Origin of the sequence: Borrelia sp. A-FGy1 (assembly GCF_014084025.1) — a bacterium.
Classification (GTDB): domain Bacteria; phylum Spirochaetota; class Spirochaetia; order Borreliales; family Borreliaceae; genus Borrelia.
Genome location: NZ_CP043682.1, coordinates 299253 through 315379, shown reverse-complemented (window position 1 = coordinate 315379; position 16127 = coordinate 299253). Strand labels below are relative to the sequence as shown.

Below are 16127 nucleotides of genomic sequence, written 5' to 3'. Positions count from 1 at the left end.
TAAAGAGATTTCATGTTTTATCTTTTAGGATTAAGATTGCTTAAGTATATTACTTTTAGGACCGCTTATGCCACTGTTTTTGCGTTTTTGCTTGCTTTATATTTTGGGCCTTTTATTATATTAAAACTTAAAAAATGGAATCTAGATCAAATTTTAAGGAAAGAAGGTCCTAAGCGGCATTTAAATGAGAAAATGGGAATTCCTACTATGGGAGGTATTCTTATTTTTTTTTGTGTTTTAGTCTCTTTATTGTTTTGGTCTAATCCTTTAAATATTTACTTTTTAATTATACTTTTTGTAATGCTTAGTTTTGCATTTTTGGGATTTATAGATGATTTTTTGAAGATAAAAAGAAAAAGTACAAATGGTCTTAATGCTAGATTTAAAATTTATGGACAGATCTTGTTTTCTTTTATTTCAGTTAGTATTCTTTATTATTTTGGAAGTGAACATGTTAGCATAATTTATTTTCCATTCATTAAGTCTTTCAAGTTAGATTTAGGGTTTTTGTATATTCCCTTTGGAATGTTTGTTTTGATATCTGCCTCCAATTCATTTAATTTAACAGATGGACTTGATGGGCTTGCTATTGGGCTTAGTATAGTTATAACAGGGGCTTTAATAATAATTGCATATCTTACAAGTAGAGCAGATTTTGCATCTTATTTAAATATTCCAAATATTAAAGGTTCTGAAGAACTTGTAATATTTCTTGGAGCTTTGCTTGGGGGTAGTTTTGGATTTTTATGGTTTAATGCTTATCCTGCTAAAATAATGATGGGAGATACTGGTAGTTTATCAATTGGAGCAATACTTGGAATGACAGCTTTAATCTTAAAAAATGAGATTCTTTTTGTAATCCTTGCAGGAGTTTTTGTGGTTGAAACTTTGTCTGTAATTATTCAGGTTATTGTATATAAAAAAACTAAGAGGAGAATATTTAAGATGGCACCACTTCATCATCATTTTGAAGAACTTGGTTGGTCTGAGATGCAGGTTGTTATTAGATTTTGGATAATAGGTTTAATATTTGCTATACTTGCATTAAGTACTCTTAAGATTAGATGAGTTTGATGAGTTTACAGTTGCTGTTATGTTTTTAGATAAAGGTTCACTTAGGAGATACTATTTACTTGTTTTGTGGTCACTTGTTTCTTATGGACTTATTATATTTTATACATCTTCATTTTTTTTAAGTTTGGAGCTTACAGGAGATCCTAATTTTTTATTTTTAATGCGTCTTAAATATCTTTTTTTAAGTTTTATTATATTTTTTGTTTTTGAAAGAATTTCTCTAGATTTTTTAAGAAAAATAGTGTCAATTATATTACTTGTAACCTTGACATTGGTTTTGGTGACATTTTTGTCTCCTAGTATTTCAGGTGCAAAAAGGTGGATATTTTTAAAAGGTGTTAGTATACAGCCATCAGAACTTTTTAAGTTGTCGTTTACAATTTATCTTTCAAGTTATTTGAGTAAATTTAAATTAAAATCAGATAATAATATTTCTTATTGGATTAAACCTATGTTAATTTTTTCTAGTTTTTGGTTGCTTATAATTTTACAAAATGATTATTCAACAGCTATTTATTTTGCTATTCTTTTTTTTATTATATTATTTGTTTCTGAAATGTCATTTGGTTATATGTTTTCTATTTTATTTACATTTTTACCAATTTCTGTTCTTTTTTTGATATTTGAACCTTATAGAGTTGCTAGGGTTTTTGCATTTTTAAATCCTTATGAGGACCCTTCAGGAAAAGGGTATCAGATAATTGCATCACTTAATGCTTTAAAGAGTGGAGGCATTTGGGGCAAAGGACTTGGGATGGGAGAAATAAAACTTGGAAAACTTCCAGAAGCAAATTCTGATTTTATTTTTTCAGTTCTTGGAGAAGAGTTGGGATTTTTAGGGGTTTGTTTTGCAATTTTACTATTTTTTTTATTTTTTTATATTGGATACTTTGTTTCTATTTATGCTAAGACTAGATTTAAATTTTTTATTGCTTTTATTTCAAGTCTTGCTATTTTTCTTCAAAGTATTATGAATATTTTAATTGCAGTTGGACTTTTACCTCCTACAGGAATAAATTTACCATTTTTTTCATCAGGTGGTTCTTCTATCGTAGTTACAATGGCACTTGCTGGACTAATTGCAAATGTTGCTAAAGATATTGAGAGTGAGTAAATTTTGGTATTTGTATAAAAATTAATTTGATTTTAAATTATGATAGCTTATAAAAAGTTTTTATTAAATTATATATATGTAATTGTTTCTATTATTTTACTTGAGGTTATTTTTATTATTTTTGTATCACCTTATTTTTTAATTAGATATATTAGTTTTAATGATGGTATTAATATTTCTAAGAAAGATATAATAAAAATTTCAGGTATTAAACCTAATACTTATTATTATGAAGCTGATGTCAATTCTTATGAAGCGAATATTAAGAAAGATTTAAGAATAAAAAATGTAAAAGTGAAACTTATATTTCCTAATAAGATTAGTATTAATATTGAAAAGAGATTTCCAGTTGTTGCTGCTTATGAGAATATTGACGGTAGCTTTGTTTATTATTTTATTGATTCAGATGGTGTAATACTAGAAAAAGGTAGAGACTTAATTTATGATTTGCCCATAGTTAGTGGATTGAATTTAAATGATAATGAAGTTGGTGATTTTTTAGAAGACAGGATGGCTACTGTTATAAAGAAACTTAATTATATTAAAATAAATAAGAATACCTTGTATAATTTAATATCAGAGATCAATTTTTTAAAATTGAATTTCTATGATTACAAGATAACTTTATATATGAAAAATATATATAATAAGATATTAATAACAGCTGATATGAGCTTAATGGGTGCATTGCATAAGGTATTAATGATAGCTGATTTACTTAAAGAGAGCTCCGGTACTATTGATTTAAGAAGTGGTGATATCATTTTGTTAGGAGAAAATTAGTGTCTAGGAATTTGATAGTGGGATTGGATGTTGGAACTTCAAAGATTTGTACTGTTGTTGCTGAAGTAAATTTAAACAACCAATTGGAAATAGTTGGAATAGGCACTAGTGTGTCAAGAGGTGTTAGGAAGGGGGTCCTTATAAACATTGAAGCAGCTCTTGATTCAATCTCTAATTCTATTGAAGCTGCTGAGCTTATTTCTGGATGTGATATTTCTACTCTTTCTGTTTCTATGTCAGGTAGTAGTATCGAAGGCACTAATTCTCGTGGAGTTGTTGCAATAAATTCGAAAACTAGGGAAATTGATGAAGAAGATGTTGATCGTGTTATTGAGGCAGCTAAGGCAATTGTAATTCCTATGGATAGAGAAATTTTACATGTGGTTCCTCAGGAATTTATTGTAGATGGTATTCCTCATATAAAGAATCCAATCGATATGATGGGGATTCGTCTTGAAGGAGAAGTGCATATTATTACAGGGTCTAGCTCTTCAAGTCAAAATTTAGTTAGATGTGTAAATCGTGCTGGATTTTCTGTTGATGAGATTGTTCTTGGAAGTTTGGCATCGTCATATTCTACTTTGTCTAAAGAAGAGAGGGAAATGGGGGTTCTGTTTATTGATATGGGCAAGGGGACAACAGATATAATTCTTTATATCGATGGCTCTCCTTATTATACTGGTGTGGTTCCTATTGGTGCAAATAGAGTAACTCTTGATATTGCTCAGGTATGGAAGGTCCCTGAAGATGTTGCTGAGAATATTAAAATAACAGCAGGAGTTGCTCATATTTCTGTACTTGAGAGTCAAATGGAAAGTGTTATTATTCCTAATCTTGGAACTAGACCTCCCCAGGAGAAGAGTAGAAAAGAATTAGCTATTATTATTAATTCAAGGTTAGGTGAAATTTTTGAAATAATTAAAGTTGAAATAATGAAAAGAGGACTTTATAACAAAATTAACGGAGGAATTGTTTTAACTGGTGGGGGAGCATTATTTCCTGGTATTTCTAATTTAATGGAAGAGGTATTTAAATATCCATCAAGAATAGGATTTCCAATGAATATTAATGGAGTAGGGGAGGAATATATCGATCCTAAGTTTGCCTCTGCTCTTGGTCTTGTTCTTTATAGACATGAACAGCAAAAATTCAATAAATTGAAGAAAATAAATAATAAATCTAAGAAGCAAAACAAAATATCTTCAAAGTTGAAAGGTTGGTTTTTGAAAGAGTGGTTTTGACCAGCCATGGAGGAAATTTAATGAAAGATTATAATATTATTGATAGTCATGCAAGGAGATTTGATTCTGCCGCAAACCCTACGGTTCTTAAGGTAATTGGTGCAGGTGGAGGGGGTAGTAATGCTGTTAACCGTATGATTGAGTATGGAGTAAGAGATGTAGAATTTATTGTGGCAAATACTGATCTTCAGGCTCTTCAAACTTCTATTGCTCCAATAAAAATTGCTCTTGGTTCTAAGGTTACAGCGGGTCTTGGAGCTGGTGGAAAACCTGAAATAGGACAGGCAGCAGCAGAAGAAGATATTGATATTATTAAAAATCATTTAGCAGGTGCTGATATGGTTTTTATTACTGCTGGAATGGGTGGAGGAACTGGAACAGGCGCTGCACCTGTTATTGCACAGGTTGCAAAAGAACTTGGTATTTTAACTGTTGGTGTTGTTACTAAACCTTTTAAGTTTGAGGGACCTAAAAAAATGCGACTTGCTGATCAGGGAATAAATAATTTGCGAAAATCTGTTGATACCCTAATTATTATTCCAAACCAAAAGCTTTTAACTGTTGTTGATAAGCGAACTACTATAAAAGACGCCTTTAAAAGAGCAGATGATGTTTTAAGAATGGGTGTACAGGGTATTGCTGGTCTTATTATTGAGCATGGTGAGGTTAATATTGATTTTGCTGATGTTAAAAGCATTATGCAAGGCCAAGGTGATGCTTTAATGGGAATTGGTTATGGCAAAGGTGAGAATAGGGCAGTTGATGCGGCTACTTCTGCTATTAGTAATCCTTTGCTTGAAGAGGTTAGAATTGAAGGGTCTAAGGGTCTTCTTGTTAATGTAACTGGAGGTGAAGATTTCTCATTACTTGAGCTTGAAGAGATTATGGGAATAATTACTGCTAGTGTTGATGATGAGGCTACTGTTATTTATGGACATGCGATTAATTCAAATCTTGATGATGAAATTTATGTTACTGTTGTTGCTACTGGATTTTCCTCTAAAAAGCAAAAAGACTTATCTGATGTGGCTGAGAATAATACTTTAAGCTCAAGAGAATTTGATAGTTTAATGTCTGGAAATCAGGGTAATATAGGGACTACTTATGGAGTAAATGAAAACTTTATATCAAAATCTAAAAATGTTAATTATTTTGAGGATGATATTGATGTTCCAACATTCTTAAGAAATTTAAACAAAAAAAGTAGTGATGATTAAATGAAAAGATTTATGCCAGTCTTGTTATTTTTGGTTATCTCTTGTGGAGAAGGAGCTAAGGAGAAGATGAATCTTGGTCTTAGAATAAGAGAGATAGAAGTAGCAGGGGGTGGTCCTTTAGAGAAGATTGAAGTTTATAAGGAGTTTATTAATAGAGAGGAAAAAAATGTTTTGAGGATATTAAATTCTATTGATAAAAAGTCTAGATTTTTTAGCTTAATTGGTCTTGAGCTTATCAAACTTGGACAATATGGGCCTGCTATTGAGTTTTTTAATAAAAATTTGGAATATAATCCAAACAATCATTTATCTCATTTTTATATAGGAGTTTCTTCTTATAATTTAACTAAAGAAATAAAGAATAAAGAAAAGGTTTATGAATATTTAAATCTTGCTGAAGATTCTTTTTTAAAATCAATTTCTATTAAGTATGATTTTAAGGAAGCTATTTTTGCTCTCTCTAATATGTATGTTTATGATTTTGATAAACAAGTAGAAGCTAAGGGATATTTAAATAAACTTGAGGCTATGGGAGAGAATTACTTTGAATTTTTTATGTTAAGAGGGGCTAATTACTACTCGCTTGGTGATTTTAGTAATGCTTTGTTGTATTATGAAAAGGCAAAAAACAAGGCTTTAACTAAGGAACAACAAGAGGGTGTTAATAGAGTGATAAGTAATTTCAAGTAACTTCATGATTAAATTACTTTATTTTGATAATTTGAAATTTTTAAAAGGTAAAGAAAAATTTGAAATTTTTAATCATTTTTACTTAGATGATATTTTGAAATTAGTTTTAGATAGTATTTCTAATTACTTTTGCAGATATTGCAAAGAAAGTCTTTCAAACTCTATTTCTGTGTCTTGGGCTGTTATTGATTCAAAACGAATTAGTGAATTTTTGTCTAATCAAATTAGAGAGTTATCATCTCATCTTGATAAATATCATGTTGAAGTAATATTTGGATTTATAATAGTTGTTAATATTGAAGTTCGAGTTGGTGAAGTAAGTGGAGTATCCAAAAAGGAAAGAAAATATTCTGTTATATTAATAGATATTTATAGTATTTATCCAAGGCAAAATAGAAAATATATCTCTAGGTTTTAGAATATATATGTGATTTTTACTGAAACTTTATCTTATAAGAGAATACAGAATTTTTTTACGAAAAGAAATAATTCTGTAACTTATGCACTTGTAAAAATTGGAGCTTTAGTTACTGTTTATATTGAGTTTGAATTTGGTCTTAATGTTTATTATACAATGTTGATTATTTTGCAGATGGTTCTAAGGTTTTATATGAAAGTAGGCTCAGGAGGTTAAAGGAGTGCTGAACTTTATAAGATATTTGATTCTCAGTATAATGAGCTTGGGATTAATATAATTATGATCTGGAAAATTATTTTGAGAATAAGGATGTATCTAATATCCTTATTAAGGAATTTATTGAATGAAATATCTAAATAGGGGGGAGTTATATGAGCTTTAAAGGGACTACGGTAATTGCAATAAGGAAAGGAGGTAAGACTGTAGTAGCAGCAGATGGTCAGGTAACTTTTGGGCATACTGTTTTAAAATCTAATGCTATAAAAATAAGAAAATTACTTAGTGGTAAAATTTTAGCAGGATTTGCAGGTTCAACTTCTGATGCTATTACTCTTTTTGAAAAATTTGAAGAGAAGATTAAGGCGAGAGAAGATGGAGTTATTGATATTAAAAGAGCTGCTGTTGATCTTGCAAAGGATTGGAGATCTGATAGGATACTTCACAAGCTTGAAGCAATGATGCTTGTAGCTACTACTGATAGTATTTTATTGATTTCTGGTACGGGTGATGTTATCGAACCTGAAGAAGATGTTATATCTATAGGTAGCGGAGGGAATTATGCATATTCAGCTGCCCTTGCTTATATGGAAAATAAAAAGTTAAGTGCTTCTGATATTGCATTTAAGTCTTTGAAGGTGGCAGCAAGAGTGTGTATATATACTAATTCAAATATTGTTCTTGAGGAGATTGGTTAATGGATAAGCTTGAAAATCAAAGTATAATTCCTAAAGAGATTGTTGCAGAATTAGATAAATATATAATAGGGCAATCTGAAGCTAAAAAAGTAGTTTCAATTGCTCTTGTTAATAGGTATATAAGATCTAGGCTTCCTAAGGAAATAAGAGACGATGTTATGCCTAAAAATATTATTATGATTGGTTCAACTGGAATTGGAAAAACTGAGATTGCTAGGAGACTTTCAAAGCTCATTAAAGCTCCTTTTATTAAAGTTGAGGCAACAAAGTATACTGAAGTGGGCTATGTTGGACGTGATGTTGAATCTATGATTCGTGACTTAATGAGTATTGCAGTTAGCATGGTAAAGGAAGAGATGTATAATTCTGTTCGTGAAGAGGCCGGTAAGCGTGTAGAGGATAGAATAATTGATAAACTTTTTAAATCACCTGAAAATCCTGAGAACGACGAGGAAAGAAAAGCTAGCGAAAAAGTAAGAGATAAGCTTAGAAAGCAGCTAAGAAATGGAGAACTTGATGATAATCTTATTGATATTTATGTTTCAGGCAAAATGCCTGTTTCTACAATAGAAATATTTTCTGGTGGTAATTTTGAAGAGATTGATATGAGTCTTGGGGGATTGATTAATAATATATTTGATAGGAAGAAAAGGAGAGAAGTTAAAGTAAAAAAAGCTAGAGAAATCATTTTAGCTGAAGAACTTGAAAAATTAGTTGATAATGAGAATATAGTAGAGATCGCAAAGTCTAGAGTAGAGAATATGGGAATTATTTTTATTGATGAGATTGATAAGATAGCTACTAAGAATAGAAGTGGGAATGATGTTTCTAGAGAGGGTGTTCAAAGAGATATATTACCAATTGTTGAGGGATCTAAAGTTAATACAAAATATGGGATAATAGATACTTCTCATATTTTATTCATTGCAGCAGGAGCTTTTAATTTATCAAAGCCATCTGATTTAATACCTGAGCTTCAGGGTAGGTTTCCAATCAAGGTTGAGCTTAAGAGTTTAAGTATAGATGATTTTAAAAATATTTTAAAAGAAACAAAAAATTCTTTAATAAGACAGTATATTGAGATGTTTAAAATATATGATTTAACTTTGGAGTTTAGAGAAGAAGCAATTGATAGAATAGCTGAGCTTACTTTTAATATGAATCTTGAAGGAGAAAATCTTGGTGCAAGAAGATTGCATGGAGTTATGGAAAAAGTCCTTGCTGATCTTTTTTTTGAAGCACCTGGTAGTAAGTTAAAAAAAATTGAAATAGACTTGAGCTATGTTAATGAAAAAATAGAAATTAAAGAACAAAAAGACTTAAATTATTATATAATATAGGTAAAGGTTACTTTAGGTAGAGGGTATTAGTTTGATTAATTTTGAAAATTCAATTGATTTAACACACAGGTATTTGGATGTTCTTAGTTTAAGACAGGCTGTTATATCTGATAATATTGCGAATATAGATACTCCTAATTTTAAGAGAAGTAAAGTCACTTTTGAAGCTGAGCTTAAGCGAGCTTTTTTAAATGAAAAAGCAAATAGATTGCCTTTATTAAAAGTTGATGAAAGACATTTAGATGATGTTAGAGAGTTGGGTTATTTGGATATTAAACCACGCAGAGTGCTTGATTATTTATCTAGTTTTAATAATAATGGCAATAATGTTAATATTGATTCTGAGATCAAAAATCTTATCCAAAATCAAATGATGTATAACTTGTTTACAAATATTCAGGCCCATTATTTTAAAAGTGTGAATATTGTAATAAAATAAGTTATTATCTTAAGGAATATAATTTATGGGATTATTTTCAAGTATTAATACTGCTTCAACGGGCTTAACAGCGCAAAGATTAAGAATAGATGTTATTTCAAATAATATTGCAAATGTGGAGACTACTAGAACTTCTGATGGGGGAGCTTATAGGAGGCAGCGGGTGATTTTTTCTTCAAGAGTTAGAAATCCATATTGGAAAGGCCCTTTTGTGCCTGAGTATCTTGATAATGGGATTGGACAGGGAGTTAGAGTTGCTGGTATTGAAAAGGATAAAGCTCCTTTAAAGTTGAAATATGACCCAACTCATCCTGATGCAATCAATTCTGGTGATAGGAAGGGTTATGTTGAACTTCCTAATGTTAATGTAGTTGAAGAGATGGTAGATATGATTTCTGCTTCTCGTGCTTATGAAGCAAATTCTACTGTTATTAATAGCAGTAAAGCGATGTTTAGGAATGCATTATCAATATTGCAAAATTAATATTAATAAGTTGAGAGGTTTAGGTAATGAGGGTTGATTCTTTTTTTGTGGATAATAATTTTTATTTAGTTCGTAAAGATCCTTTACATTTTGGATTAAATTCTTCTGGCTTTGATGTTAAAAAAGAAATGCCTAAAACTTTTAAGGATGTGATTTTGAATGTAATATCTAGTGTAAATGATAGTCAATTAAATGTGCATAAAGCAATGAAGAAGTCTATTATAGAACCAGATAAAATTGATGTGCATGATGTTGTTATCGCAATGGCTAAAGCTAATATGAATTTAAGCATCACAAAAGCTGTTGTTGAAAGAAGCATTAAAGCTTATCAAGATATAATTAATATTCGTTAAGGAGCTATACAGTTTGAGCAATTTTTTTACTAAATTTTTCACATCGGTAAAAGCAGTTTTTAAAAAGGCTAGTATGATTCAAAGAATTGCCTTTGGAATTATTGCTTTATTTGTAATTTTTGCGCTTGTTTTTTTAGTAGGATTTTCTACCAAGGCTCAGAGTATTGCTCTTTTTGGTGTTGGAATTAAAGATCAGTATTTATTAGATAGAATAATTCAAAGACTTGACAGGGAAAATGTTACGTATACTATTTCTTCAGATGGAAAAATTCACTTAACAGATGAAAATATATCTAAAAGAATGAGAGCTATTCTTGTTAGAGAGGAGCTTGTCCCTGTTCATATGGATCCTTGGTCTCTTTTTGATATTGACAGATGGACTATTACAGATTTTGAAAGAAATATTAATCTTAGAAGATCAATCACAAGAGCTGTTGAACAGCATATTGTAGCTCTTGATGATGTTGATGCTGTTAGCATTAATCTTGTAATGCCAGAGAAGGCTCTTTTTAAGGAATCTCAAGAACCTGTTAAGGCTTCTGTTAGAATTACACCTAAGCCTGGTTCTGATATTGTTACTAATCGTAAAAAGGTAGAGGGTCTTGTTAAATTGATTCAGTATGCTGTTGAAGGTCTTGAATCAGATAATATTGCTATTGTTGACAATAAGGGAAATATATTAAATGATTTTTCTAATTTAGATGGGATGGATAGAATTGATTTGGCAGAAAAGGAAAGGAAGCTTAAATTAAAATATGAATCTATGTTGAGAGATGAGATTGATTTTGCTTTAAGTAGGGTTTTGTCTGTTGATAGATTTATGATTGCGAGAATTAATGTGAAACTAGATACTTCCCGTCAAACTATGGAGTCTAAGGAGTATGCTCCTATTGAACTTCAGCCTCAAGATCCTAAAGCTTCTTATAATACAAGGAAGGTCAGTGATTCTACTGTTATTTCGTCTCAGGTTCATAAGAGGGAATATCAGGGACAGGGTTATAGTCCATGGGGGCCACCAGGACAGGAGGGCAATACTCCCCCTGAGTATCAGGATTTAAGTGATATTATTGGTAAATCAAATGAATTTAAGGAGACTAAGAACATTGCTCTTAATGAGAAGAAATCCTTAAGTGAGAAAGAACCTGCTAGGATTGCGGGTGTTTCTCTTGGTATTTTTGTGGATGGTATATGGGATTTTGTCTATGATGAGTCTGGAAATTTTGTAATAGAGAATGGTATTCGTAAAAGAGAGTATAAGCCTATTTCTGATGAATCTTTGAAAAAGATTACAGATGTTTTGCAAAGTTCTTTTGAATATAAGCCAGAGAGAGGAGATTCTATTACTGTTAGGAATATTGCTTTTGATAGATTAAATGAGTTTAGGAAGATAGACGAAGATTACTTTGCTAGTGAGAAATTTAGGTATTTTTTGTTTATGGGAAGCATAGTATTTGCTTTTTTGATATTAGCTCTTACAATATTTTTTATTGTATCTAGAGAACTTGAAAGAAGAAGACGTCTTAGAGAAGAAGAGCTTGCGAAACAAGCTCATTTAAGACGACAGCAAGCATTAGTGGATGGGGATGATATTGGGGTTGATGATGTTGTTGGTGGGCTTAGAGAGGGAGATGAGCTTCAGAGTAATGCTGAGATTTTAGCTCGAGAGAAACCAGAGGATGTTGCTAAGTTAATTAGAACATGGATTTTTAAGAATGTATAAAGGGTGATAGAGTTTATGGAAGAGAAAGGCGAAAAAGAGATACTTGATATCTCCACTTTAACTGGGAAACAAAAGGCAGCTATATTATTGGTTTCAATAGGATCTGAGATTTCGTCTAAGATATTTAAGTATCTCTCTCAAGAGGAGATAGAGTCTTTAACCTTTGAGATAGCAAAGCTTGATACTATTACTTCTGAACTTAAAGATAGTGTTCTTTTGGAATTTAAAGAATTGATGATGGCCCAGGAATTTATACAAAAGGGTGGAATAGATTATGCTAGAGAACTTCTTGAAAAATCTCTTGGTACGCAAAAAGCTGTTGATATTATTAATAATTTGGGATCTGCTTTACAGTCAAGACCTTTTGAGTTTATTAGAAGAGCCGATCCTGCTAATATTTTAAATTTTATACAACAGGAACATCCACAAACAATTGCTTTGATACTTTCATATCTTGATCCTCAAAAAGCTTCATTTATTTTATCAAGTCTTCCTACTGAAATTCAGACTAATGTTGCAAGAAGGATTGCGTTGATGGATAGAACTTCTCCAGAAGTAGTAAGGGAAGTTGAGAGAGTGCTTGAGAAGAAGCTAGCATCTTTGTCTTCAGAAGATTATACTTCAGCTGGTGGTGTTGATAATGTTGTTGAGATAATTAATATGGCTGATAGAAAGACAGAAAAATTTATAATTGAGTCTCTTGAAGAAGAAGATCCTGAGCTTGCCGAAGAAATAAAAAAGAAAATGTTCGTATTTGAAGATATTGTTCTTCTTGATGATAGGTCAATACAAAGAGTTTTAAGGGAAATAGATGGACAAGAATTAGCAAAGGCTTTAAAATCTGTTGATGTACCTGTTCAGGAAAAGATTTTTAAAAATATGTCTAAAAGAGCTGCTGGAATGCTTAAGGAAGATATGGAATTTTTAGGACCTACTAGGCGTAAAGATGTTGAGGAATCTCAACAAAAGATTGTTTCTTTGATTAGAAAATTAGAAGAACAAGGTGAAATAGTGATTTCTAGAGGAGGTGAAGAAGATGTGCTTGTTTAGTGAAGGAGTTTTACTTGCCTAAGATTTTATATAAATCACAAGAAATTGAAAATGTAGCAAAGTTGGAATTTGTTGAAATTTCAAATCCTATTTTTGAATCTTTAGAAATTAGAAAAAAAGAAAGTGAAGTTTTTGATATGGATAGTCAGGTTGTTAGTCTTAAGAGTGAGCTTGAAATTTTAATGGATAAAAGGGCAAAACTTCAAGAAGAGCTTGACAATAGGCGTGAGCTTGTTATGAAAGAAATAGAAGAAGAATCTTCTAGAATTCTTAAAGAAGCTAGAGAGCAAGCTAGTGAAATAGTTAATTTGGCTAATAATAGATCTGAAGCTTTGCAAAAAGAAGCTGAGAATAAAAAAGAGACAATTGAGAGAGAGTCTAATCTTGAAATTGAAAAGAAAGTAAAAGAGTATGAAGATAAATTAAAAAATGAACTTGAAATTGCAACTACTAAGGGAGAGAAAGAAGGATATGAAGCGGGTTTTAATAAGGGTTGTGAAGATTTTGATAGATTGCTAGAAAAATTAAATAGTATAATAGCTTCTTTAGTTTCAAAGAGAAGAGAAATTCTTGAATCTTCAGGAGTACAAATAATGAATCTTATTATGCAAATTGCAGTTAAAGTGGTTAAAAGAATTGTAGACACTCAAAAGAATGTTATTATAGAAAATGTGAATGAAGCCTTAAAAAAAATAAAAAATAAAACGAATATTATCATTCGGGTCAATCTTGATGATTTAGATATTGTTAAGCATGAGAAAAATGAGTTCATTTCTAAGTTTAATTTTATAGAACATTTAGAAGTTATTGAGGATTTAAATATAGGAAAAGGTGGTTGTGTTATTGAGACAGACTTTGGAGAAATTGATGCACGTATTTCATCTCAGCTTGATAGGATAGAAGAAAGACTTAAGAATTTCTCTTAAGTCTTTCTTCTTGGAATATTAATGGACAATTTTTTAAAGATTTATTCAAAAATATTAGATGATTTTGATTCTATATCTCTTATTGGGAGAATAAAGAAAATTAAGGGTCTTTTAGTTGAGAGTCTGGGTCCAAAATGTGGCATAGGAGATTTATGTATTATTGAGCAGAGAAATGGTAAGAAAATATATGCTGAAGTATTAGGATTTAATGGATATTTAGTTAGCCTTATGGCTTATGAAAGTTTTGATGGAATTGAGGTTGAGGATAAAGTTTATTCTTTAAATAAAAGACCTCAGATTAATCTTAGTGATGAATTGCTTGGAAGGGTAATTGATTCTCTTGGTAGACCTATTGATGATAAGGGACAGTTTTTTTATAAGAACTATAAAGAAATAAAATTTAATAGGATTAATCCCTTAAATAGAGGCATATTTTCTGAACAAATAATTACTGGAGTAAGAGTTCTTGATGGATTTTTGCCAATTGCAAAGGGACAGCGTGTAGGTATTTTTTCTGGTGCTGGTGTGGGTAAATCTACTTTGCTTGGTATGCTTGCTAAGCATTCAAAAGCAGATGTTAATGTTATTGCATTTATTGGTGAGAGGGGACGTGAGCTTAATGAATTTGTTAAGTATGAGTTAGGAGAAGATCGTTTAAAAAAAAGCGTTTTGGTTGTATCAACTTCTGATGAATCTCCTATTTCTAGATATAAAGGTGCTTATACTGCAACATTAATAGCTGAGCATTTTAGGGATAAGGGTTTAGATGTTATTTTGTTGTTTGATTCAATGACAAGATTTGCGAGCGCAAAAAGAGAAATAGGTCTTTCTATGGGAGAACCACCTACGGCCAAAGGTTATCCTCCTTCTGTTTTTGTAGAAATTCCTTTTTTGCTTGAACGTTCAGGTCTTAATGGAAAAGGCAGTATTACGGGATTTTATACTGTTTTAGTTGAGGGTGATGACTTTACAGAACCAATAGCTGATAGTATGAAAGCTATTTTAGATGGACATATAATTTTAGATAGAGATTTATCTGATAGAGGAGTTTATCCTTCTGTAAATGTTTTAAGTTCTACTTCAAGGTCTCTTCATAGGATAGTAAGTTTTGAAAAGCAGAAATTAATATCTAAAATTAGATATTTATTGTCGGTTTATAAAAATTATGAAGATTTGATTAAAACAGGAATTTATCTTAAAGGATCTAATGAGGAGGTTGATTTAGCAATTTCCAAGTATTCAAAGATTATTGACTTTGTTTCTCAGGAAATGCAAGAAGAATTTGAATATGAAAATTTAGATAATGAGATAAGGGAAATATTGTCTTGATTGATTTAATTTTTAAAAAGAAAAAATTTGAAAAAATATTAGTTGTTAAAACTTATAATAAGAAATTTAGTGAAATTAATTTAATGAATATAAATGACGATATTTTAAAAATAGAAAAATTTATTGATGCAATTCCTAACTATATAAAAGAACTAAATAATGTAGATATTCTTTATAAAAAGAGTTGTTTAGATTTTTTAATTTATAAAAAGAGAGAAAAATTAAAGAGTCTTGTAAAGTTAAAAAGTGAATATGATAAATATCATAGTGCTTATTTAGAAAATTATAAAGAAGAAAAGAGGATCAAAATATTAATAAAAATTTTAAATGATACTATAATTAAGGAGAAAGAAAAAAAAGAAAGTTCATTTTTAGATGAATATATTAACTATGAAGTTTATAAAAAATTAGGGACTAATAATGAATAGTATTTTATCGTTTTTATCTAGATTATTTTTTTGGCTTTTTTTGATTGTTTTTTTCATTTGGCTTTCATTTTTTTTAATTGATTTATTTGGAATATATAGGGTTAGAGATTACTTTCCATTATATATAAAGAATTTGTTTTTTAGCGAAAATATGCAGTCTTTTGGAGATACACATATTAGCCTTGATGAGATTAGGATGATAAAAGAAAGAGAAGCTATTGATATTAAGAATCAACAAGTTGAAAAACTAAGGGAAGAGTTAAAAGAAAAGGAAAACAGTTTGAATAAACTTGAGGCTGAGCTGAATCAAAAGCAAAGAGATTTAGATTTAAAACAGAAGGTAATTGATGATATTGTTAATAAATATAAAGATGAAGACGCAAATTTTGTGCAGTCTGCTCTATATTTAATGAATATGCCACCTGAAGATGCGGTTAGAAGACTCGAGGAGCTTAATGATGAGATTGCAATATCTTATATGCGTAAAGTAGAAGATGTTTCTAAGAGGGAAGGAAGGGTGTCTATTGTTCCTTATTGGCTATCTCTTATGGATGCTAAGAGGGCTGCTGTATTGATGAGGAAAATGTCTGTTGGTTCATTGGAGTGA

19 protein-coding genes are annotated in these 16127 nt (G+C 30.3%); all 19 read left to right on the top strand.

Annotated features, from left to right (window positions below; translation table 11 throughout):
- The first annotated feature begins 12 nt into the window (after nucleotides 1-12).
- The 19 genes from mraY to F0310_RS01400 all read left to right on the top strand — a co-directional run bounded on the left by mraY (nucleotide 13) and on the right by F0310_RS01400 (nucleotide 16127).
- A complete protein-coding gene (gene mraY, locus F0310_RS01490) occupies nucleotides 13-1068 on the top strand; it encodes a phospho-N-acetylmuramoyl-pentapeptide-transferase (protein ID WP_182117204.1) in 1056 nt (351 codons plus the stop codon).
- A 25-nt stretch (nucleotides 1069-1093) separates the two neighbouring features.
- Nucleotides 1094-2188, top strand: a complete 1095-nt coding sequence (gene ftsW / locus F0310_RS01485) for a putative lipid II flippase FtsW (RefSeq protein ID WP_182117203.1) — start codon at nucleotides 1094-1096, stop codon at nucleotides 2186-2188.
- 39 nt (nucleotides 2189-2227) lie between these two features.
- Nucleotides 2228-2971: a cell division protein FtsQ/DivIB gene (locus tag F0310_RS01480; RefSeq protein WP_182117202.1), complete on the top strand. Its 744-nt coding sequence runs from the start codon at nucleotides 2228-2230 to the stop codon at nucleotides 2969-2971.
- Complete coding sequence (gene ftsA / locus F0310_RS01475) at nucleotides 2971-4212, top strand: cell division protein FtsA (RefSeq protein ID WP_182117201.1); 1242 nt, start codon at nucleotides 2971-2973, stop codon at nucleotides 4210-4212. Before F0310_RS01480 ends, ftsA begins: the two co-directional genes overlap by 1 nt.
- Nucleotides 4213-4232: 20 nt before the next feature.
- Nucleotides 4233-5429, top strand: coding sequence for a cell division protein FtsZ (ftsZ, locus tag F0310_RS01470; protein ID WP_182117200.1), 1197 nt, complete (start codon nucleotides 4233-4235; stop codon nucleotides 5427-5429).
- On the top strand, nucleotides 5430-6119 hold the full coding sequence (locus tag F0310_RS01465) for a hypothetical protein (RefSeq protein ID WP_182117199.1): 690 nt from the start codon (nucleotides 5430-5432) through the stop codon (nucleotides 6117-6119).
- A 4-nt stretch (nucleotides 6120-6123) separates the two neighbouring features.
- Nucleotides 6124-6537: a hypothetical protein gene (locus F0310_RS01460; protein WP_182117198.1), complete on the top strand. Its 414-nt coding sequence runs from the start codon at nucleotides 6124-6126 to the stop codon at nucleotides 6535-6537.
- A 9-nt stretch (nucleotides 6538-6546) separates the two neighbouring features.
- Nucleotides 6547-6753, top strand: coding sequence for a hypothetical protein (locus tag F0310_RS01455; protein WP_182117197.1), 207 nt, complete (start codon nucleotides 6547-6549; stop codon nucleotides 6751-6753).
- A 155-nt stretch (nucleotides 6754-6908) separates the two neighbouring features.
- Nucleotides 6909-7451, top strand: coding sequence for an ATP-dependent protease subunit HslV (gene hslV, locus F0310_RS01450; RefSeq protein WP_182117196.1), 543 nt, complete (start codon nucleotides 6909-6911; stop codon nucleotides 7449-7451).
- Nucleotides 7451-8791 (top strand): HslU--HslV peptidase ATPase subunit, encoded by a 1341-nt coding sequence (gene hslU, locus F0310_RS01445; RefSeq protein WP_182117195.1) that lies wholly within the window; start codon nucleotides 7451-7453, stop codon nucleotides 8789-8791. Before hslV ends, hslU begins: the two co-directional genes overlap by 1 nt.
- Before the next feature lie 31 nt (nucleotides 8792-8822).
- Complete coding sequence (gene flgB, locus F0310_RS01440) at nucleotides 8823-9230, top strand: flagellar basal body rod protein FlgB (RefSeq protein WP_182117194.1); 408 nt, start codon at nucleotides 8823-8825, stop codon at nucleotides 9228-9230.
- 25 nt (nucleotides 9231-9255) lie between these two features.
- Nucleotides 9256-9714: a flagellar basal body rod protein FlgC gene (gene flgC, locus F0310_RS01435; protein WP_182117193.1), complete on the top strand. Its 459-nt coding sequence runs from the start codon at nucleotides 9256-9258 to the stop codon at nucleotides 9712-9714.
- Between the two features lie 26 nt (nucleotides 9715-9740).
- Nucleotides 9741-10067, top strand: coding sequence for a flagellar hook-basal body complex protein FliE (gene fliE / locus F0310_RS01430; RefSeq protein WP_182117192.1), 327 nt, complete (start codon nucleotides 9741-9743; stop codon nucleotides 10065-10067).
- Between the two features lie 13 nt (nucleotides 10068-10080).
- Nucleotides 10081-11787 (top strand): flagellar basal-body MS-ring/collar protein FliF, encoded by a 1707-nt coding sequence (gene fliF / locus F0310_RS01425; protein ID WP_182117191.1) that lies wholly within the window; start codon nucleotides 10081-10083, stop codon nucleotides 11785-11787.
- Between the two features lie 15 nt (nucleotides 11788-11802).
- Nucleotides 11803-12837: a flagellar motor switch protein FliG gene (gene fliG / locus F0310_RS01420; protein ID WP_182117190.1), complete on the top strand. Its 1035-nt coding sequence runs from the start codon at nucleotides 11803-11805 to the stop codon at nucleotides 12835-12837.
- A 14-nt stretch (nucleotides 12838-12851) separates the two neighbouring features.
- Nucleotides 12852-13763 carry a flagellar assembly protein FliH gene (gene fliH / locus F0310_RS01415; RefSeq protein ID WP_182117189.1) on the top strand — a complete coding sequence of 304 codons (912 nt, stop codon included), beginning with the start codon at nucleotides 12852-12854 and terminating at the stop codon, nucleotides 13761-13763.
- A gap of 21 nt (nucleotides 13764-13784) precedes the next feature.
- The gene (locus F0310_RS01410) at nucleotides 13785-15092 is read left to right on the top strand and encodes a FliI/YscN family ATPase (protein WP_182117188.1); all 1308 of its coding nucleotides are present in this window, start codon (nucleotides 13785-13787) and stop codon (nucleotides 15090-15092) included.
- Nucleotides 15089-15520 (top strand): flagellar protein FlbA, encoded by a 432-nt coding sequence (locus F0310_RS01405; RefSeq protein WP_182117187.1) that lies wholly within the window; start codon nucleotides 15089-15091, stop codon nucleotides 15518-15520. The genes F0310_RS01410 and F0310_RS01405 overlap by 4 nt, the downstream gene beginning before the upstream one ends.
- Nucleotides 15513-16127, top strand: a complete 615-nt coding sequence (locus F0310_RS01400) for a periplasmic-type flagellar collar protein FlbB (RefSeq protein ID WP_182117186.1) — start codon at nucleotides 15513-15515, stop codon at nucleotides 16125-16127. The genes F0310_RS01405 and F0310_RS01400 overlap by 8 nt, the downstream gene beginning before the upstream one ends.